16 protein-coding genes are annotated in these 18,407 nt (G+C 72.8%); 10 read left to right on the top strand and 6 right to left on the bottom strand.

The genetic code is table 11. The features are described 5' to 3' along the window. Positions 1-14: 14 nt before the first annotated feature. Together FHX40_RS01475 and FHX40_RS01470 are read right to left on the bottom strand one after the other, a co-directional pair. Positions 15-2,126, bottom strand: coding sequence for a transglycosylase domain-containing protein (locus FHX40_RS01475; protein WP_142257932.1), 2,112 nt, complete (start codon positions 2,124-2,126; stop codon positions 15-17). Between the two features lie 125 nt (positions 2,127-2,251). Then, a complete protein-coding gene (locus FHX40_RS01470; protein ID WP_425329282.1) occupies positions 2,252-2,866 on the bottom strand; it encodes an Lrp/AsnC family transcriptional regulator in 615 nt (204 codons plus the stop codon). A gap of 142 nt (positions 2,867-3,008) precedes the next feature. Between FHX40_RS01470 and FHX40_RS01465 the strand changes: the two genes are divergently transcribed. Further along, the gene (locus FHX40_RS01465) at positions 3,009-4,439 is read left to right on the top strand and encodes a M1 family metallopeptidase (protein ID WP_142257931.1); all 1,431 of its coding nucleotides are present in this window, start codon (positions 3,009-3,011) and stop codon (positions 4,437-4,439) included. Between the two features lie 37 nt (positions 4,440-4,476). Here FHX40_RS01465 and ilvA read toward each other — a convergent pair whose 3' ends face one another. Then, entirely contained in the window at positions 4,477-5,688 is a 1,212-nt protein-coding gene (gene ilvA, locus FHX40_RS01460; protein ID WP_142257930.1) for a threonine ammonia-lyase, read from the bottom strand. A gap of 119 nt (positions 5,689-5,807) precedes the next feature. Here ilvA and FHX40_RS01455 point away from each other — a divergent pair, with 119 nt between their 5' ends. The 7 genes from FHX40_RS01455 to FHX40_RS01425 all read left to right on the top strand — a co-directional run bounded on the left by FHX40_RS01455 (position 5,808) and on the right by FHX40_RS01425 (position 13,026). Further along, positions 5,808-6,146: a PadR family transcriptional regulator gene (locus FHX40_RS01455; protein ID WP_142257929.1), complete on the top strand. Its 339-nt coding sequence runs from the start codon at positions 5,808-5,810 to the stop codon at positions 6,144-6,146. Then, a complete protein-coding gene (locus FHX40_RS01450) occupies positions 6,143-7,141 on the top strand; it encodes a hypothetical protein (protein WP_142257928.1) in 999 nt (332 codons plus the stop codon). Before FHX40_RS01455 ends, FHX40_RS01450 begins: the two co-directional genes overlap by 4 nt. A 119-nt stretch (positions 7,142-7,260) precedes the next feature. Continuing rightward, entirely contained in the window at positions 7,261-8,163 is a 903-nt protein-coding gene (locus FHX40_RS01445; RefSeq protein ID WP_142257927.1) for a hypothetical protein, read from the top strand. A 6-nt stretch (positions 8,164-8,169) separates the two neighbouring features. Next, positions 8,170-10,119: a peptidoglycan-binding domain-containing protein gene (locus FHX40_RS01440; RefSeq protein WP_229788840.1), complete on the top strand. Its 1,950-nt coding sequence runs from the start codon at positions 8,170-8,172 to the stop codon at positions 10,117-10,119. A gap of 55 nt (positions 10,120-10,174) precedes the next feature. Then, positions 10,175-10,837, top strand: a complete 663-nt coding sequence (locus FHX40_RS01435) for an ABC transporter ATP-binding protein (RefSeq protein WP_189136219.1) — start codon at positions 10,175-10,177, stop codon at positions 10,835-10,837. 33 nt (positions 10,838-10,870) lie between these two features. Beyond that, positions 10,871-12,079 carry an ABC transporter permease gene (locus FHX40_RS01430; RefSeq protein WP_142257925.1) on the top strand — a complete coding sequence of 403 codons (1,209 nt, stop codon included), beginning with the start codon at positions 10,871-10,873 and terminating at the stop codon, positions 12,077-12,079. 338 nt (positions 12,080-12,417) lie between these two features. Then, the gene (locus tag FHX40_RS01425) at positions 12,418-13,026 is read left to right on the top strand and encodes a DUF3455 domain-containing protein (protein ID WP_142257924.1); all 609 of its coding nucleotides are present in this window, start codon (positions 12,418-12,420) and stop codon (positions 13,024-13,026) included. Positions 13,027-13,477: 451 nt separating this feature from the next. Here the strand turns inward: FHX40_RS01425 and FHX40_RS01420 are convergent, their stop codons facing one another. Both FHX40_RS01420 and FHX40_RS01415 read right to left on the bottom strand, forming a co-directional pair. Then, positions 13,478-14,842 (bottom strand): helix-turn-helix domain-containing protein, encoded by a 1,365-nt coding sequence (locus tag FHX40_RS01420; protein ID WP_142257923.1) that lies wholly within the window; start codon positions 14,840-14,842, stop codon positions 13,478-13,480. Positions 14,843-14,890: 48 nt separating this feature from the next. Next, positions 14,891-16,255, bottom strand: a complete 1,365-nt coding sequence (locus FHX40_RS01415) for a helix-turn-helix domain-containing protein (protein ID WP_142257922.1) — start codon at positions 16,253-16,255, stop codon at positions 14,891-14,893. A gap of 216 nt (positions 16,256-16,471) precedes the next feature. On the opposite strand from FHX40_RS01415, the gene FHX40_RS01410 reads away from it, so the two are divergent. Then, the gene (locus FHX40_RS01410) at positions 16,472-16,696 is read left to right on the top strand and encodes a hypothetical protein (protein ID WP_142257921.1); all 225 of its coding nucleotides are present in this window, start codon (positions 16,472-16,474) and stop codon (positions 16,694-16,696) included. Next, entirely contained in the window at positions 16,693-17,076 is a 384-nt protein-coding gene (locus FHX40_RS01405) for a hypothetical protein (RefSeq protein WP_142257920.1), read from the top strand. Before FHX40_RS01410 ends, FHX40_RS01405 begins: the two co-directional genes overlap by 4 nt. Positions 17,077-17,137: 61 nt before the next feature. On the opposite strand, the gene FHX40_RS01400 is transcribed toward FHX40_RS01405, so the two are convergent. Next, on the bottom strand, positions 17,138-18,328 hold the full coding sequence (locus tag FHX40_RS01400; RefSeq protein WP_142257919.1) for an FIST signal transduction protein: 1,191 nt from the start codon (positions 18,326-18,328) through the stop codon (positions 17,138-17,140). Positions 18,329-18,407: the final 79 nt, after the last annotated feature.

Below are 18,407 nucleotides of genomic sequence, written 5' to 3'. Positions count from 1 at the left end.
CCACGGCCGGGCCGCTACGGGTTCCGCGTGGGGCCGCCGAAGAACGGGGTGTCGGGGTCGGCGGGCCGCTCGTCGGAACCGGGGCCGCCGCCGGGGCCGTCCCTGTCGTCGTCGAAGAGGTCGGGCACCCGGATGTCGGCGTCGCCGTCCGGGCGGCCGGTCTCGTCGCCGGGCTGCGGCTCGTCGGCGGGCTGCTCCGGCTCCTGCGTCGGCGGGGCGGGCTCCTCGGTGGGCTCCTCCGGCGCCGTGACCTCCGGGGTCGGCTCGGGGGTCGGCTCCCCCTCGTCCTCGAACGGGTCGGTCCACACCCGGTAGCTGGTCGGCTCGGGGAAGTTCTCCACCGGCTTGCCCGCCATCGCCTCGGTCATGAACGCCCGCCAGATCTGGGCGGGCAGCGAGCCGCCGTACAGCTCGCCGTACCCGGGGATGGTGACCGGCTTGTTGTCGTCCCGGAACATGTTGACCGCGGTGGACAGCTGCGGCGTGTAGCCGACGAACCAGACCGCGGACGACTTGTCCATCGTGCCGGTCTTGCCCGCGGCGGGGCGGTCGCTGAGCCGGGCCGCGGTGCCGGTGCCGGCCTGGACGACCTGGGTGAGGGCGTACGTGGTGTCGGCGGCGGTGGCCGGGCTGAACACGCGTTTGCCCTCGGAGGTGAACTCGCGGGTGACCCCGGAGGCGTCCCGCACCGAGCGGATCACGTGGGTCTCGTGGTACACGCCGCCCGCGGCGAACACGGCGTAGCCCGCGGCCTGCTGCACCGCGCTCACCGAGGCGACGCCGAGCGGGAACGTGGCGGCGGCCTTGTGCGGCTCGAGCTGGTCGGCCGGGATGCCCGCGTCCTGCGCGGCCTGGAACACCTTGTCGAGGCCGATGCGCTGGCCGAGGTCGACGAACGCGGTGTTCACCGAGTGCCGGGTCGCGGTGACCAGGTCGATCGCGGAGCCGTACGAGGTGCCGCCGGAGTTGGGGATGAGCGCGGAGGCGACCCGCATCGGCGAGTTGCCGTTCACCCGGGTGCCGAGGCCGAGGCCCTCCTCCAGGGCGGCGGCGAGCGCGTACACCTTGAACGTGGAGGCGGCCTGGACCTTGGCGGAGAACGCGTTGTCGTACTGGTAGCCCTTGCCGCCGTAGAACGCGAGCACCTCGCCGGTCTCCGGGTCGACCGCGGCGAGGCCGGTGCGTACCTTCTTCGGCGTGTTGTCCGGCAGCGTCGACTCGACGGCCCGCTGCGCGGCGGCCATCAGCTCCTTGTCGAACGTGGTGACGATGCGCAGGCCGCCCTGGTTGATCTGCTCGTCGGTGTAGCCGCGGCGGTTCAGCTCGGCGCGCACCTGGGCGAGCATGTGGCCCTTCTGGCCGGTGAGCGAGAGCGGCCCCTTCGGCTTGGTGAGCGTGGGGAAGCGCGCGGCGGCGGCCTGGTCGGCGGTGAGCGCGCCGATCTGCCGCATCGAGTCGATCACCCACTTCCAGCGGGCCTGCACGGCCTTCAGGTCGTCGCCCTTGGGGTCGGCGAACCGGCTCGGCTGCTGGATCACCGCGGCGAGGTACGCGCCCTCGGCCACGGAGAGGTCGCCGACGTTCTTGCCGAAGTACGCCTGGGCGGCCGCCTGGATGCCGTGCGCGCCGCGGCCGAAGTAGATCGTGTTGAGGTACTGCTCGAGCACCCAGTCCTTCGGCTTCGACCGGTCGACCTTGAGCGCGATCAGGATCTCCTTGAGCTTGCGGGTGATCGAGCGCTCCTGGCTGAGGCCGCTGTAGTAGTTGCGCACCATCTGCTGGGTGATGGTGGAGCCGCCCTGCAGCTGCCGGCCGGTGAGGGTGGACCACATCGCGCGCAGCGTGCCGGTGATCGACACGCCCTGGTCCTCGTAGAAGGTGCGGTTCTCCGCGGCGATCACCGCGTTGCGCACGTGCGGCGGGACGCGGTCGAGCGCCACCCGGGTACGGTTCACCCCCTGGGTGGCGAGCACGGTCTTGCCGTCCCGGTAGAAGATGACGGACCTCTGGGCGAGGGCCGCGGGCTTGGCGCCGTCCGGGATCGGGGTGACGGCGTACGCGAGGGCGAACCCGCCGATGCCGAGCAGCAGTCCGGCACAGAAGGTGAGCAGCACCAAGCGCACCACACGGCGCCCACGCTTCCCCCGGCCGTCACGCACCTTGATCCCCCCGATCGCCTGGTTGCGGACACACCCCGTGGCCCAATCGAGAGCCTAATGACCGGTTGACGGTTAATCGGGGCGTAAATCGGTTATTTGCTGCTCTTTGCGAGGTCTTTACCCTGCCCCTTACCCTGCCCCTTACCGTGTCCCTTACCGTGTCCTTTACCTTGTCCACCCTTGCCGACCGCCGCCGCCTGTGCGGTGACGAGCGGCAGCACGCGGTAGCTCACCGGCGTGTCCAGTGCGATCACCGACGAGGTGCGCACCACCCCCTCGATGCCGACGATCTCGTCGATCACCCGCTGCAGGTCGGCGTTGCTGCGCGCGACCACCCGGCACAGCATGTCACCCGTGCCCGTGATCGTGTGCGCCTCAAGCACTTCCGGTATGAGCGCCAGCCGGTCGGCCACCGGGTCGTGGCCGCTCACCTGCCGGATCTGCAACGTGACGAACGCGGTCACCGGGTACCCGAGCGCGGCCGGATCCACCTGCGGCCCGAACCCGGTGATCACCCCGCTCGCCATGAGCCGGTTGAGCCGCGCCTGCACGGTCCCCCGGGCCACGCGCAACCGCCGCGAGCACTCCAGCACCCCAAGGCGGGGCTCCGCGGTGAGCAGCGCGATGAGCCGCGCGTCCAGCAGGTCCACCGCCATGGGCGAATCCCCCTCGAACGGATTGCGCTCCTTGTCATCGATTATCGCCACCGTCCGGTGGTACGGCCCGGCTTGTAAACCCCGGCGACGGCAAAGGCCGCGAAACGCCGTCGCCGCCTGCCCGATGCACGGCCCTTCCTCGCATAGGCTGCGAACCATGGGGGGCACGGGGAAACCGCTGTTGAGGTCGGCGATGTCGGCCGTCCTCATCGCGACGACGACGTTCGCCTGCTCGGCCTCGACCGGGGCGTCCGGCCCGGCCACCCCCGCCGCGCCGGCCTCGCCGAACCCGGCCGGCGGCGGCGCCCAGGAGGCCGCGGTGGCGGGCGCGCCCGGCATCGGCGACCCGGACTTCCCCACCGACGGCAACGGCGGGTACGACGTCGCCCACTATGACCTGAACCTCGCCTACAGCCCGGAGACCAAGCGGCTCGACGGCACCGCGCGCATCCGGGCGAAGGCCGTACAGCGGCTGTCCCGGTTCAACCTCGACCTGCACGGGCTCACCGTGCGCGGGGCGCGGGTGAACGGCGCCGCCGCCCGGGTGGAACGTTCCGGGGACGAGCTCACGATCATCCCGGCCGCGCCGCTGGAGCGCGACGCCGAGTTCACCGTCGAGATCGACTACGGCGGCGTGCCGCGGCCGTTCCACCAGCCGGGCGCGCTCGGCACGTACGGGTTCGTGGCCACGGCGGACGGCGCGTTCGTCGCCTGCCAGCCGAACGGCGCGAAGACCTGGTTCCCGAGCAACGACCACCCGCAGGACAAGGCGACCTTCGACTTCACCATCACGGTCCCGGAGGGGCTCACCGCGATCGCGAACGGCGAGCAGGTGCGGCCGCCGGTGACCAAGGACGGCAAGACCACGTTCACCTGGCGCGAGTCGAACCCGATGGTGACCTACCTCGCCACGATGACGCTCGGGAGGTTCCAGGTGCGCACCGGCCGCACCCCCGGCGGCATCCCCTCCTTCACCGCGGCCGACCCCAAGTACGCGCACACGCTCGACGACCTGCACACCACCTCGGCGAAGATCACCGACTACTGGGCGAAGCTGTTCGGCCCGTACCCGTTCCGCTCCACCGGCGGCGTGGTCGACGACTACGAGGCCGGGTACGCGCTGGAGAACCAGACCAAGCCGATCTACGGCGGCTTCGAGCCGGACCAGTCGATCATCGCGCACGAGCTCGCCCACCAGTGGTTCGGCAACAGCGTGAGCATCAAGCGCTGGCGCGACCTGTGGCTGAACGAGGGCTTCGCCACGTACGCCGAGTGGCTGTGGAACGAGCGGGCCGGCGACACCACCGTGGAGACGGCGTTCAAGAACCAGTACGAGATGCCGAACAACCCGATCTGGGACTACCCGCCGGGGATCGCGCAGAAGAACGACCTGTTCAACCTCTCGGTCTACATGCGCGGCGCGATGACCCTGCACGCGCTGCGCAAGGAGATCGGCGACCGCACGTTCTTCACCCTGCTCCGCGAGTGGGCGGCCACGCACAAGTACGGCCACGGCGACACCGACGCCTTCATCGCGATGGCCGAGCGCATGTCCGGCAAGCGGCTCGACGGGCTGTTCGACGCCTGGCTGTTCAAGAAGGGGCGGCCCGACTTCAACGGGTGAGTCCCGTACGGCCCGGCCGTACGGCTTGGCCGTACCGCTAGCCGAAGAAGAGCTTGTAGCCGTCGTCGCGGAGCGCCTGGAGCACCTCCTCGCAGTGGTCGGGCCCCTTGGTCTCCAGGTGGAGCAGCACCTCGGCCTCGTCGAGGCGCAGCCGCGGGCCCATGCGCTCGTGCACCACGTCGATCACGTTCGCGCCGAGGTCGGCGATGCGGGTGAGCAGCGCGGCGAGCGCGCCCGGCCGGTCGGCGAGCCGGATGCGGAAGGCGAGGAACCGGCCGGCGACGGCGAGGCCGTGGCGCAGCAGCTTCGACAGCAGCAGCGGGTCGATGTTGCCGCCGGAGAGCACCACCGCGACCGGCGGCTCCACCATGTGCGGCCGGTCGAGCAGCGCGGCCACCCCCGCCACCCCGGCGGGCTCCACCACGAGCTTCGACCGCTCCAGGCAGAGCAGCAGCGCCCGGGACAGGCTCTCCTCGGACACCGTGACCACCTGGTCGACCAGGTAGTGGATCATCTCGAAGGTGAGGTCGCCCGGCCGCCCCACCGCGATGCCGTCGGCCATCGTCGGGGACGGCTCGACCGTGACCGGGCGGCCCGCGGCGAGCGAGAGCGGGAACGCGGCCGCGTTCTCCGCCTGCACGCCCACCACCCGTACGCCGGGCCGCAGCGTCTTGGCGGCGAGCGCCACCCCGGCGGCGAGGCCCCCGCCGCCGATCGCGAGCACGATCGTGCCCACCTCGGGCAGCTGGTCGACGATCTCCAGGCCGAGCGTGCCCTGCCCGGCCACCACGTCCGGGTGGTCGAACGGGTGGATGAACACCGCGCCGGTCCGCTCGGCGTACTTCATCGCCTCGGCGAGCGCCACGTCCACGGTCTGCCCGGTGAGCACGACCTGCGCGCCGTACGCCCGGGTCGCCTCCACCTTCGGCAGCGGCGCGCCCTCCGGCATGTACACGGTCGCCCGCGTGCCGACCAGCTTCGAGGCGAGCGCCACCCCCTGGGCGTGGTTGCCCGCGCTCGCCGCGACCACCCCGCGCGCCCGCTCCTCCGCGCTCAGCCGGGCGATCCGCACGTACGCCCCGCGGATCTTGAACGAGCCGGCGCGCTGCAGGTTCTCGCATTTCAGGTAGACCGGGCCGCCGACCAGCTCGGACAGCACGCGGGAGTGCGGCATCGGGGTGTGCGTGATCACGCCGTCGAGCAGCTTGCGGGCGGCGACGATGTCGTCGAAGTTCACCTGGACAGCCATGGCGCACCTTCCATGGCCGCAGTCTGCCACGTGCCGCCGCGCCGCCCGGTGCCCCGGGTGCCGCGCCTTACCGATTCGGCAGCCTTGTCATACTTCGTGCGGCGAAGTATGGTGGCCGCATGGCAAAGGGGAGACCCGCGCTCAGCGAGCCCACGTACTTCATCCTCGCCGCGCTGCTGAGCGGGCCGCTGCACGGACACGGGATCATCAAACGGGTGATGGACCTGTCCGAGGGCCGGGTACGGCTCGCCGTCGGCACCCTGTACGGCGCGCTCGACCGGCTCGCCGCGAACAACGTGATCACGGTGGACCGTGAGGAGGTGGTGGACGGGCGGCAGCGCCGGTACTTCCGCCTCACCGACGACGGCCGCCGCATGGTGATCGAGGAGGCGGCGCGCATGCGCCAGGCCGCCTCGGTCGTGGCCGGGCTCCTCGGCTCCGGCGAGGCGTTCGCGTGACCGGGACCAGGGCGGGGAGCCGGTTGGCGAGCACGGCCGGTGGTACGGCGTGCGGCACGGCCGGGCCGCGGCGCGACGCGGACCTCCGGCTCGCCAGGCTGGAGCACCGGTACCGGCGGCTGCTGCTCGCCTACCCGCCCGCCTACCGCGCCGCCCACGGCGAGGAGCTGCTCGGCACCGTCCTCGACGTCGCCGAGCCCGGCCGGAGCATGCCCGCGCCGCGCGAGGCGCTCGCGCTCGTCGCCGGCGGGCTGCGCACCCGGCTGACGTACGCGGCCACCGGCCCCGCCTGGGCCGACGGCCTCCACCTCGGCGCGACCGTGCTCGCCGTGCTCAACCTCGCCACGCTCGTGCGGTACGCCGGATCCGTGCCGCTCTGGACGGGGTTGTCGGCGCTCACCCTGCTCGCCGTACTGCGCGGCCGGTTCGCCCTCGCGCTCCCGCTCGTCGCGGCCGGCGGGGTGAAGACGGCCGGGCTGGCCCTGGGGCGGCCATGGCTGGGGGCCACGCTCCTGCCCGTGTACCCCGACGCGCTCTGGCCGGGGGCCGGGGTGTGGCACGAGGCCCCGCTCCACTCCCTCGGCGGCCCGATCGCCCCGGTGACCGGGTACGCCCTGCTGTTCGGCGCGCTGCTCGTGCTCGCGCTGCGCGGCGGGCGGCCCCGCGTCCGCTCCTCGTGGTGGTGGCTCGCCGTACCCGCGGTGGCGCTCACCGACCCGGCCTGGCTCGAGGCCACCGCCGCCACGCCGCGCACCGTCGCACGGCTCGTGCTCGAACTCGCCGTGTTCGGCCTGGCGATCCTGGCCGGGCGGGTGACGGGCGACCTGCGCTGGGCCGTCGCGGGCGGCATGTATGCGCTGGTCACGCTCGTGCACCTGGTCGAGAACCACGCCCGGTTCCCGTCCCACGACCTGTCCCACTGGGCCGTGCTGGCCCTGCTGGCCCTCGTGTCGGCGGCCGTGCCCGTCCGCGCGCGCCGGCACGCCCTGCTCTGACTCTCGCCCGCTGTGGCACCGCGCCCGGATTCGGGCGTCGCACCCCAAGCGCTCCTTCGGCGGCGTCATCCGCGACGTACGCCTGATCGACCATGCCCGGCTACCGATGTGAGGTCCGGATGTTCGTCCGTTCTGTGCCGAAGGCCGCGTTGGCCGTCCTATCCCTGGCCCTGCTCACCGCGTGCGGTGACGACACCTCGGCCGCCCTGCCCGCCCCGTCCTCCCCCGCACCGCAGGAGCAGAGCGCGCAGTACCGCGTCGAGTCGGCGATCGCCGACTGCATGAAGCAGCAGGGCTTCCGGTACGTCCCCTATCTCCCGGAGGAGAAGACCGAGGAGGAGATCAAACTCGCCGCCGGTGACTACGCGGCAATGCGGCGATACCGCGAGAAGTACGGCTTCGGGGTCTGGTCGCGGATCGTCTACCCGAAGGAGTTCGGCACCGAAGCGCTCGTCAACCCGGACGACGAGGAGGCCCTGGATCCCAACGTGAAGATCCAGGAGTCGCTCTCCGGGGCGCAACGGGGCGCCTACGAGAAGGCCCGCGACGAGTGCCTGTCCCGGGCGGTGAAAGAGGTCACCGGCAAGGAGGTGTCCTCCTTCTTCGACCGCCTGGACAAGGTCAGGAAGCGCTGGGCCGAGCTCAAAGCCCGGGAGCTCGACGGGGACGCGCGGCTGGTCCGGCTCGCCGGGCAGATGGCCGACTGCCTGAAGGGCAAAGGGTACGCGGTCGAGTCCGACACGCCGGTGGCGCTCGCCGAGCGCGGCCTGAAGAAGTACAACGCCGAGATGAACCGGGTCAGCAGCGGGCTGCACACCCCGCCGCCCGGGGTGAAGGAGGACCCGCCGGGCATCGTGACCATCCCCTCCATCACGGCCGACGAGGCCAGGCCGTACCTCACCCGGGAGATCAAGGAGGCGCTGGACGACCTGGAGTGCGGCAGGGAGTTCTACGCGGCCTACGCGCCGAAGGAGGCGGACATCGGCCGGCGGGTGAGCGACGAGTACGGCTTCGGGGAGTAGGCGCCGGTGCGCGGGAGGTCCCGGCGGCGCGCCCCCACCGCCGACGGCGGTGCCGCCATGCGGTCGCCGCGTCGCCTGCTCGGGGGCGCCATCGCCGCCGTCCTGGCGATCGCCGCCGTCGGCTGGGTGGTCGGCACCCGGCTGCGCTCCCCCGCCGACGAGGCCGCCGCGCGCCGCCCGCCCGCGCCGTCGCTGGTCACCGCCCCGGTGACCCGCGAGCGGCTCACCAGCACCGTGGCGGTGAGCGGGCGGCTGGAGTACGGCTCGCCGGTGCCGGTCACGCTCGCGGGGGCCGTGGGCGGCACCGGCGGCGCCGCCGGGGACGTCGGTGCGGGCGTGGCGGGGGCCGCCGCGGGCGGAGGCGGCGGGCAGCGGGTGACCAGGGCGCCGCGCGTCGGCCGGCTCACCGAGGGCGCCGTGCTGCTGGAGGTCGACGGGCGGCCGGTGTTCGCCCTCGAGGGCACGGTGCCGATGCACCGCACCATCACGCCGGGGACCAGGGGCGCCGACGTGCGCCAGCTGCAGCGGGCGCTGCGCCGCATGGGGTACGGCGTGCGGGTGTCGGGCGTGTTCGACCGGGCGACGGCGGACGCGGTGCGGCGGTGGTACGCGGGCAAGGGGTACCGGGCCCAGGAGCCCGGGATCACCGAACGGCGGACCCTCGCCGAGCTGCGCCAGGCGGTACGCACCGCCGAGGAGACGCTGCGCGCCGACCGGAAGGCGGCCCGGGAGGCGCGCGACCTCACCGTGCTCAAGGCGAAGCTCGCCAACGCGCGTGCCGACCTGCGCGACGCCCGGCGCAACCTCGCCGACGCCGAGGCGCGGACGATGAGCCCGGAGGACGCGGTCCGGCAGCGGGAGCTGCGCCGTGCCGTGGAGGTGGCTCAGGAGGACCTGGCGGACGCCCGCCGCGCGCTCGCCGAGGCTAAGGCCGCGCCCACCCGTCCGGGCACCCCCGCCGGCGGTGCCCCGGCCGCCGGGACCCCCGCGGCCAACCCCACGGCGCCGGCCGCCCAGCCGAGCGCCCAGCCCACGGCGTCCGCGCCGCCCGCCGACCCCGAGCGGCTCCGCGCCGCCGTCGTCGCCGCGGAGCGCAACCTCGCCGCGGCCGAGGCCGCCCTCGAGGCGTTCGAGGCACAGGCGGCCGCGGCCCACGCCAAACGCCTGGAAGAGCTGCGCCGTGCCGTACGCACCGCGCGGGAGTCCGTGCTCGCCGCCGAGCAGGCGCTCCGGCAGGCCCGCGACCGCGGCGTGCTCGACCTCAAGGTGCGCAACAGCGAGCGGAACCTGGCCGCCGCCCGGGAGATCCTCGCCGCGTACGAGCGCACGTACGGCCTGAGCATCCCGGCCGGTGAGATCGTCTTCCTGCCCGACCTGCCCGCCCGCGTGGACAAGGTCGAGGTGCGGGCCGGCGAGATCGTCCTGGACCGGGTGGCCGTGGTGACCGGCTCCACCTTCATGGTCACCGGATCGGTGGACGTCCGGGAGGCCGAGCTGCTCCGATCCGGCATGCCGGCGACCGTCGAGCTCGACGGCGGCCGCTCGTACCCCGCCACGCTCGTCGCCCTCGGCGAGAAGGCCCGCGCCGCCACCGCCGCCACCGGCGAGCCGGGCCGCGGCACCGGCGCCGGCGGCCAGGAGGCCCGCCCCGACCTGGGCGCCGAGGCCGTCCTGCTCCAGGTCAGGTCGGCCAAGGGCCTGCGGTCGCTCGTCGGCGCCGCGGTCACCGCCCGCATCACGGTGGGCGCGACCGAGGACGAGGTGCTCACCGTGCCCGTCGGCGCCGTGGTCACCTCCGCCGACGGCAAACCCCGGGTGCAGGTGGAGTACGCCCCGGACCGCACCCGCGACGTCGAGGTGCGCACCGGCCTCACCGCCGCGGGCAAGGTCCAGGTCACTCCCGTCGTCCCGGGCACGCTGAAGGAGGGCGACCGTGTGGTGCTCGGCGACTCCTGACCCGCGACCGGCGAGGCCACGGCCGCCCGGGCCCGGGCCCGCCGGGCCGCCGGACGTGATCCGGTTACGTGACGTGTGCCGGGTGTTCCCCGCCGAGCCGCCGGTCCACGCCCTCGCGCACGTCTCGCTGCGCGTGCGCAGGGGCGACTACCTCGCCGTCGTCGGCCCGTCCGGGTCGGGCAAGTCGACCCTGCTCAACATCCTCGGCCTGCTCGACCGGCCGACCTCGGGCAGGTACGAGCTCGACGGCATCGAGACGACCACGCTCGGGGACGGCGCGCGCACCCGGCTGCGCGGGCACCGCATCGGGTTCGTCTTCCAGGCCTTCCACCTGCTGCCCCGCCGTACCGTGCTGGAGAACGTGATGATCGCCATGATCTACGGCGGCGGCCCGCGCGGCGAACGGCGTGCCCGGGCCGAGGCAGCGCTCGCCAAGGTCGGCATGAGCCACCGCGCGGGCTTCCCGCCGGAACGGCTCTCCGGCGGGGAACGCCAGCGGGTCGCGATCGCCCGCGCGATCGTGCGCGAGCCGTCCCTGCTGCTGTGCGACGAGCCCACCGGCAACCTCGACAGCCGCAACACCGGCCTCATCCTCGACCTGTTCGACGACCTGCGCGACCAGGGCCACACGATCGTGGTGATCACCCACGAGCACGAGGTCGCCAAGCGCGCCCACCGCCGCGTCCGCATCGTCGACGGCGTGCTCGCCGAGGAGTGACGGCCGCCCGCGACCAGCACGGAGAACCATCGGATGAACGCGAAGCCGACGCCCCGCGGCGGCCGTACCGACGTGCGCGACCTGTTCGCCGAGGCGCTCGCCGGACTGCTGGCACGACCGGTGCGCACCGCGCTGACCGCCCTGGGCACGGTCATCGGGATCACCACGCTCGTGGTCACCCTGGGCGTCGCCGCGACCGCCGGCAACCAGATCGTCGGCCGCTTCGACGAGCTCACCGCCACCACGGTCACCGTCGAGGCGCCGGATGACGACGAGGCGCCGATCGGCTGGAACGCGCCCGAGGAGCTGGCCCGGCTGCGCGGCGTGGTCGCGGCCGCCGCGATCGCGCAGACCAGGGAAAGCTCCGGCCTTGCCGTACGGTCGAACACGCTGGTCGACCCGACCCGGGTCGCCGACCGGACGCTGCCGGTCGTCGCCGCCTCCCCCACCCTCCCCGAGGCGACCGGCGGACGGCTGCTCAAGGGCCGGTTCTTCGACGCCGGCCACGTCGCCCGCCGCGACCGCGTGGCCGTCCTCGGCGCGGACGCCGCCCGCATGCTCGGCGTCTCCCGCCTGGAGAACCTGCCCGCCGTGTTCATCCGCGGCCGCGCCTACACCGTGATCGGCATCCTCGGCGACCTCAAGCGCGAACGCGCGCTCTCCGCGGCCGTGATCGTCCCGCCCACCATCGGCCCCGACCTCGGCCTGCGCCACGTCACCCGCGTGGTCATCGGCACCTCCCTGGGGGCCGCCGACCTCATCGCCCGCCAGGCCCCGCTCGCCCTCAGCCCGGGCCGCGCGGGCGAACTGCAGGTGATCGTGCCGCCCACCCCCACGCGCGCCCGCGACGCCGTGGAGCAGGACGTCAACGCCCTCTTCCTCGTGCTCGGCCTGGTCTCCCTCGTGGTCGGCGCCGTCGGCATCGCCAACGTCACCCTGGTGACGGTCATGGAGCGCGTCGCCGAGATCGGCCTGCGCCGCGCCCTCGGCGCCGCCCGCCGGCACATCGCCGTCCAGTTCCTCCTGGAATCCACCCTCGTCGGCCTGGCGGGCGGCGTCGTCGGGGCGAGCCTCGGCATCGTCGCCGTCGTCGCCGTCTCCGCCGTACGCCAGTGGACCCCGCTCCTCGACATCCGCCTCGCCGTCGCCGCCCCCGTCGCCGGAGCCCTGGTCGGCCTCCTCGCCGGCCTCTACCCCGCGCTGCGCGCCGCCCGCCTGGAACCCGTCGAGGCCCTGCGCTGACCCGCCGCCGGGCGGCCGCCTCCCGCGCACGCCGCCGCGACGGCCCGTGCGAGGCCGACGGACCCGGCACGCACCGCCGGCTCACCTCCGGTGCGCGAAATCCCCGGGTCCCGGCGGGTCGATTTCGTGACACCCGGGCACGGTTTTCGTGACGATTGCACAATCGAATTTCGTGTCGGCTCGGAATTATCTGAAGCCCGCCTGCGGCCGGGCCGTTTCGCGGCACTCCGATGGGCACGCGTCGGCCACGATTCGATTTTTCTGAATAACGCTGCATTTATCAGCTCGGCCGGGTATCGTCGCCGTTGTCCCACGCCACACGAGTCACGGGGGTCTGGATGGGTATCTCCCTCAAGGCGTCTGTTTCGTCCCTGCGGCGTGTCGCCGCCACCGGCCTGCTCGGGACCGGCCTCATCGCCGCGTTTTCCGGAGCCGCCGAAGCCACCCCCAACCCACGTCCCGTCCCCCCGCACGCAGGCCACCGAGGCGTCGAGGCCGCGGTCAAGCCGCGCCCGGCCACCCCGGTTTCCGCCAAGCTGAGGCCGCCCGCGGGCAACGTCCCCATCGGCACCTTCTCCGCCAAGGGCGTCCAGATCTACGAGTGCACCGGCGGCACGTGGGAGTTCGTCGAGCCGGTCGCGACCCTGTTCGGCCCCGGCGACCGGCCCGTGGCGGTCCATTTCCGCGGCCCGAGCTGGCAGTCGATCCGGGACGGCTCGCTCGTCGAGGGCAAGGCGATCGCCAACGTCGAGGTCAAGGGCACGATCCCGCACCTCCTGCTCGAGGCCACCAAGACCCGCGGCAACGGCCTGTTCGGCCGCGTCACCTACATCCAGCGCCTCGCCACCAGCGGCGGCGCCGCCCCCACCCGGGCCTGCAAGGACGGCGAGATCAAGAGCGTGCCGTACCGGGCGCAGTACCGCTTCTTCGCCGCGAAGAACCGCTGACTCCGCACCGATAACCACCTCCGCATACCGCGCCCCCGCCCGGCGTAGGCCCCGGGCGGGGGCGCACCTCCGCCGAAGCGTCATCCCCGAGCCCGGCGACGGCCTACCGGCCTCGCCTGTCCGGCGCGACGCCGCCGGCGCGCACGTGGTGCGTCTACAGAGCGGGCCCGGAAAACTCCGCACGACATCGGAGTGACAGGCCGCCGAATCCCTTTCCGTGGCCCGTGGAATGCGCCGGGAAATGCTAAGGGCTCCCATTCCGAGGCAGTACGCGTGCCAGGAACGTCTCACCCTTGCCCGGAGAAAGTAAGTCCAGCCGTACGGCGCTCGCCCAACGTCACCACCCGTCTCGCCTTCGCCCTGACTCGACGCGGAAAGTTTCAGCGGTTTCCGGTGGTTTGGCGAACACCTGCACCGGTCACGCGGAATCCTCGTCGCCGATATCCGTCGATCACGTTCGGGGATACGACACAGCCGCGGTCGGCTCGGTGATGGTGCGCAGCTGTTGAGCGGCCGGCAACGTACGCGCCTTCTCCGGCAGGGCCTTGAGGATCTGACCGGCGATGTGCCGCCGCGCCGCGTTGACGGGCAGCCCCTGTGCACTCGTCAGGGCGTGGTTGAGCCCTTCCTCCACGTCGCCGTCCCGGACGAGGCTGAGGGACTGCATGTACTGGAGATTCGCCACGCCGTGCACAAGCTCGGGCGGGTATATGGTCAGCGCGGCATCGAGAGCCTGTGACGCCCGCCGCCTGTCGTCGACGAGAGCGGAGACGTAGGCGGCATCCCAACGCACGTGGTCCTCGGTGAAGCTGAACCCGATCAGGTGGCGGTTGGTGGTGACCGCGTGCGGCAGCCGATCGAACACCTCGAACAGGCCCCGCAACGCGGCATGAGCCCCCCTTGCGTCGCCCTGCGAGCCGAGCGCGAAGGCGCGGATCTCGTACGCCTTGGCCAGCCCGGCGCTCGGCGCGCCCTTGGCGAATCCGATGGCCTCATCGACCAGACGGGTGACCACCTCGACCGGTTTCCCGAGGAAGTACGCCGCAGTCGCCTCCCTGGCGCGAATCCACACGGCGAGGTCGCGGTCCCCGGAGGCGTCGGCGGCCCGTCGCGCGGTCCGCCATGCCTGCCAGGCCGCGTGATGGCTACCCACGTCATCCAGCTCTCCAGCAAGCAGTGCGGAAAGCTGAGAACTCACCCGGAGCAGCCCGGCACGTGCGAGCGGATCGGTACTGCGATCCAGCAGACGCCCCACCTCGACGATGTCCGCCGCCAGACCTTGGATCGTGGCTCCGAGCGGCCCGGTCGTGCCGCGATAGGAGTACTCCCAGATGGTTCGCTCCCACTCGTCAAGCCCGTAGCCGTCCCGATCGCCGATAGCGCGGTTTACCTGAGTCAGGATCGCCTGGATCACGCTCGGCGGCACGACCGCCGTGGTCCCGAGCCCGGCGAGGATCTGCATCGCCGCGCGCCGTTCCATGTCGTCGTCATCCTCTTTGCTCTCGGTCCTCGCGGGCAGGGTACGGCTGCGCAACCGCCGAATCTCTCCCCGTAACCGTTCGAGTTCCATCGCCTGCGCACGCAGCGCGGCCTCGGTCAGCTCCCCGCCGGTCTCCAGGGCGCTCTCCAGCGCCGTGATCGCGTCGGCGGACGGCGCGTTCCGGCCCTGCTCCCACTTTCCGATCACCGAGTGGTCCCACCGGATCCGCTCGGCCAGCCCGCGCAGGCTCAGCCCACGCCGCTCCCGCCACATCCGCAGCACCGCCCCGAACGCCGCCCAGGGGTCGGGACCGATCGTTCCCGTCTGCTCCGCCATGTCCCCTCGCGTTCCGCCATGCTCGCCGACGACGCGGCATTCCCCGTATTAGACGTCCCGCGGCGATGCGCCCGATATCGCGAGGGCGTGCAGTTCCCGGGCGGCGGGAAGGGAGCGGGCCTTTTCCGGCAGGGCGTTGATGACCTGGCCGGTTATCCGGCGGCGGGCCGGGGTGATCGGCACGTCCTGCACGGTGGCCATGGCGTGGTCGAGGCCCTGTGGGATGTCGTTCTGCCGGACGAGGGTGTAGGCCTGGATGAGCCGGAGATTGGCGAGGCCGTGGACCAGTTCCGGCGGGTAGAGGGCGAACGCCTGGGAGATCGCCTGTTCCGCCTCTCGCCGACGCCCGGTGAGCGCGAAGGTGTGCGCCTCGCTGAACCGGAGGGCGCGCTCGGCGAAGCCCCAGATGGACACCTCGTCCTCGGTCGCACTGGCGGGCAGGCGCTCGAACACGTCGTGAAGGTTGTGCAGGGCGTCGACGGCGGCGTCCTTGTCCCCGTCCCCGGCGTCCGCCTGTACGGCGAGCACGAACGCGCGAGTCGCATACGCGTTGGCGAGCCCGGCGCTGGGCGCGCCGTTCGCGATATGGATGGCGTCGTCGAGTCGACGGAGAACGATCCGCGGATGCTCACCCAACGCGTAGGCGTTCCAGGCATGGCCCGCGCGCACGGCGACGCGCAGGTCACGGTCGCCGGAGGCGTCGGCGGCGCGGCGTGCGGTCGCGTGTGCCCGGCGAGCGGCCGACGGTTCCTGCATGTGGGTCAGCTCGCCTGCCAGTATCTGGTTGAGCCCGGCGATGATGCGGAGCAGGCCGGCGCGTTCCGATGGCGTCGGGTTGTCGTCGAGGAGGCGTTTGACCTGGACGATGTCGGCCGTCAGCTCACCGATCAGCGCGCCGAGCGGGCCGGAGTTGGTGCGAAAGCCGTACTCCCAGACCGTCCGGTCCCAGTCGTCGAGATCGAAGTCGCCTCGGTCCCCGATGGCGCGGTTCACCTCGGACAGGATCGCCTGAATCGCGCTCGGCGGCACGACCGCCGTGGTGCCGAGCGCGGCAAGGAACTGCATGGCCGCGCGCCGTTCCATGTGATCCACATCCTCTGTGCTCTCGGCCCTCGCGGGCAGCGTACGGTTCCGCAACCGCCGGATCTCTCCCCGTAACCGTTCGACTTCCATGGCCTGCGCACGCAGCGCGGCCTCGGTCAGCTCGCCGCCGGTCGCCAGGACGCCCTCCAGCGCGGTGATCGCGGCGGCGGACGGCGCGTTCCTGCCCTGCTCCCACTTGCCGATCACCGAGTGGTCCCACCGGATCCGCTCGGCGAGGCCGCGCAGGCTGAGCCCGCGCCGCTCCCGCCACGTCCGCAGCACCGCGCCGAATCCCGCCCATGGGCCGAGTGCTTCCGATCGCTCCGACATGTCCCCTCGCGATCCGTCGCACCGTGTCGCAGCGGCGAGCAGGCGACACAGCGCGTCTTGTTCATCACGGAGAGTCAACACAACTATGACACCACGTCACGGCAAACGACAGGGAAAACGAGGTGATCGATGAGGACGTGGTGCGGAGACGGCCGCCGGACCGGACGGCATCGGCCGGGTACGGCACGGCCGCCGTGGACACGCATCCTCTGGGACGTGCGCGAGCGGGCCGCCGCGGCAGGGCTCGACCTGGTCGAGCCGCGCTGGCTGATCCTTTACCGGGTCTGGGCGCGGCGGTTCTACGCGGTCCCGCTGGCGCCGGTGCCGGGCGTGCGGGAGGTGGAGGCGCGGACGATCGCGGCATTGCAAGAGCTGTTGCGTGAGGCCGAGGCGGGTGCCGGGTGGCCGGGCGCGGGCCGGAAGGTGGCACCCGCCCCATGACCGAGGAGAGGACCAACGCGGCCGGGGCGTTCCTGTGGCCGTGGTGGCCGCCGCTGTACGTCTATGACGTCGACGGCGGCGACGGGCGCGGCGTGTGCGGGGTGAGCGAGTCGTTCGTCACGGCGAGGCGCCACCTGATCGAGGCGTTGCGCACGATGCCGAACGGCGCCTCGGGCAGCATCCGCCAGGCGCTGCTGGATCTGAACATGCTTCCCCACCCGGACTACCGGTACGGCCCGGTCATCGTGCGCGCGTGGCGTGACCCGGACACGGGCGTGGTGCGGGTGGACGACAACCCCGCCGGGCGATGGACCGGCGGGCCGTACGGCACGGCCTGCCGCATGGCGGGGGCGGAGGGCGGCGATGGGGGTCGCGGGTGACGGGCGGGCGTGGCGAGACGGGTGGGGGTGGCCCCGCCGCGTACCCGGGTGACGCGGCCGGTCAGCCGCGGAAGATGAGCATGGAGGCGGTGAAGCCGTGGACGTGGTTGCGGCCGCCCACGGGGCCGATCTCGCCGGCGGCGAAGAAGCCGGCGACGCCGATCGGGCCGAGCGCCTCGCGGACCGCGGCCGGGTCGTGGTCGGCGGAGCCGAACATGGTGGCGCCGCGGCCGTTGCAGGAGAACAGCAGCGCGCCGTCGACCCGGCGGCCCTGCTCCACGTACCGCTCGAGCATCTCGTAGAGGTCCTCGTCGGCGGCGGCGGCGTCGCGGACCTGGAAGCGGACCGTGCGGCCGACCTCCACCACGTCGCCGATGGCGATCGCCTCACGCTCGGGGTCGATGCCGAGCACGCCCCTGATGAGGAAGTCGCCCCGCTCGTGCCGCTCGGCGTACTCGTCCATGGCGATGCCGATCTGCAGGCCCGCGGCGACCAGCTCCCGGTCGTCCTCGTCGAGGGAGCTGACCAGCTCCTCCAGGCGGGCGAGGGCGGGCTGGCCGGCGAGCTCGAGCAGCAGGTTGTCCTCGGCAGCGGTGACGACCATGGACCGGCCGATCGGGCGGCAGCCCTGGCTCACCACGGCGTCCACCGCGATCGGGCCGCCGAGCAGCACGCCGATCGCGCCCTCGAAGTACACCTGGCCGTCGGCGAACAGCCGTACCGAGCCGCGGCCCTGCAACCCGTTGGCGAGGCCGCCGATCAGCGGCAGGCCGCCGAGCACCTGGCCGGAGCGCTCGACGAACGCGTCGGTCGGGAAGCTGTAGGGGTCGGCGAGCAGGATCGCGGCACGGTCCTCACCGTCCCGCTCCGGCAATCCGATCACCACGAAACGGTCCTCGGCCTGCAAGGTCTCGAGCGCGAACGGGATGATCCTCGCCTTGTCGAGGGTGGCCGCCCACGCGCTCACCGCGGGCGTCACCTCGATCCCGCGGCCGCCGCCGATCACACCCGTGGCGCTGCATCCGATCACGTGCGTGTCCGCACCGGCCCGGCGGGCCATCTCCATGGCTCGGACACCCGCCCGGGTCACGTCGTCGGGGTCGTCGCCGCAGATGAAGAAGCACACCAGGTCCGGGGAACCGGACAGGCCCGACAGGGCCTGTCGCACCGCCCGCTCCGCGGTCGCGACCAGATCGGTACCCATCTCGCCCACGGCGAGACCGTCGGCGAAGCGACTCGTCAACACTGCCATGAGTCTCGCCTCTCTCTAGGTCCGGCTTGTCCCCTTGGCCCGTTTCTCCCCACTACAGAGGTAACAACTCGTTCTCCGC

The organism is Thermopolyspora flexuosa, assembly GCF_006716785.1.
Taxonomy (GTDB): Bacteria; Actinomycetota; Actinomycetes; order Streptosporangiales; family Streptosporangiaceae; genus Thermopolyspora; species Thermopolyspora flexuosa.
This window is presented reverse-complemented; position numbering and strand designations above follow the sequence as displayed.

Coding starts and splice junctions, on each gene's coding strand:
- FHX40_RS01465 (WP_142257931.1), top strand. CDS start 3,009: ATGTCGGCCGTCCTCATCGCGACGACGACGTTCGCCTGCTCGGCCTCG.
- ilvA (WP_142257930.1), bottom strand. CDS start 5,688: ATGGCTGTCCAGGTGAACTTCGACGACATCGTCGCCGCCCGCAAGCTG.
- FHX40_RS01455 (WP_142257929.1), top strand. CDS start 5,808: ATGGCAAAGGGGAGACCCGCGCTCAGCGAGCCCACGTACTTCATCCTC.
- FHX40_RS01445 (WP_142257927.1), top strand. CDS start 7,261: ATGTTCGTCCGTTCTGTGCCGAAGGCCGCGTTGGCCGTCCTATCCCTG.
- FHX40_RS01430 (WP_142257925.1), top strand. CDS start 10,871: ATGAACGCGAAGCCGACGCCCCGCGGCGGCCGTACCGACGTGCGCGAC.
- FHX40_RS01425 (WP_142257924.1), top strand. CDS start 12,418: ATGGGTATCTCCCTCAAGGCGTCTGTTTCGTCCCTGCGGCGTGTCGCC.
- FHX40_RS01420 (WP_142257923.1), bottom strand. CDS start 14,842: ATGGCGGAGCAGACGGGAACGATCGGTCCCGACCCCTGGGCGGCGTTC.
- FHX40_RS01415 (WP_142257922.1), bottom strand. CDS start 16,255: ATGTCGGAGCGATCGGAAGCACTCGGCCCATGGGCGGGATTCGGCGCG.
- FHX40_RS01405 (WP_142257920.1), top strand. CDS start 16,693: ATGACCGAGGAGAGGACCAACGCGGCCGGGGCGTTCCTGTGGCCGTGG.
- FHX40_RS01400 (WP_142257919.1), bottom strand. CDS start 18,328: ATGGCAGTGTTGACGAGTCGCTTCGCCGACGGTCTCGCCGTGGGCGAG.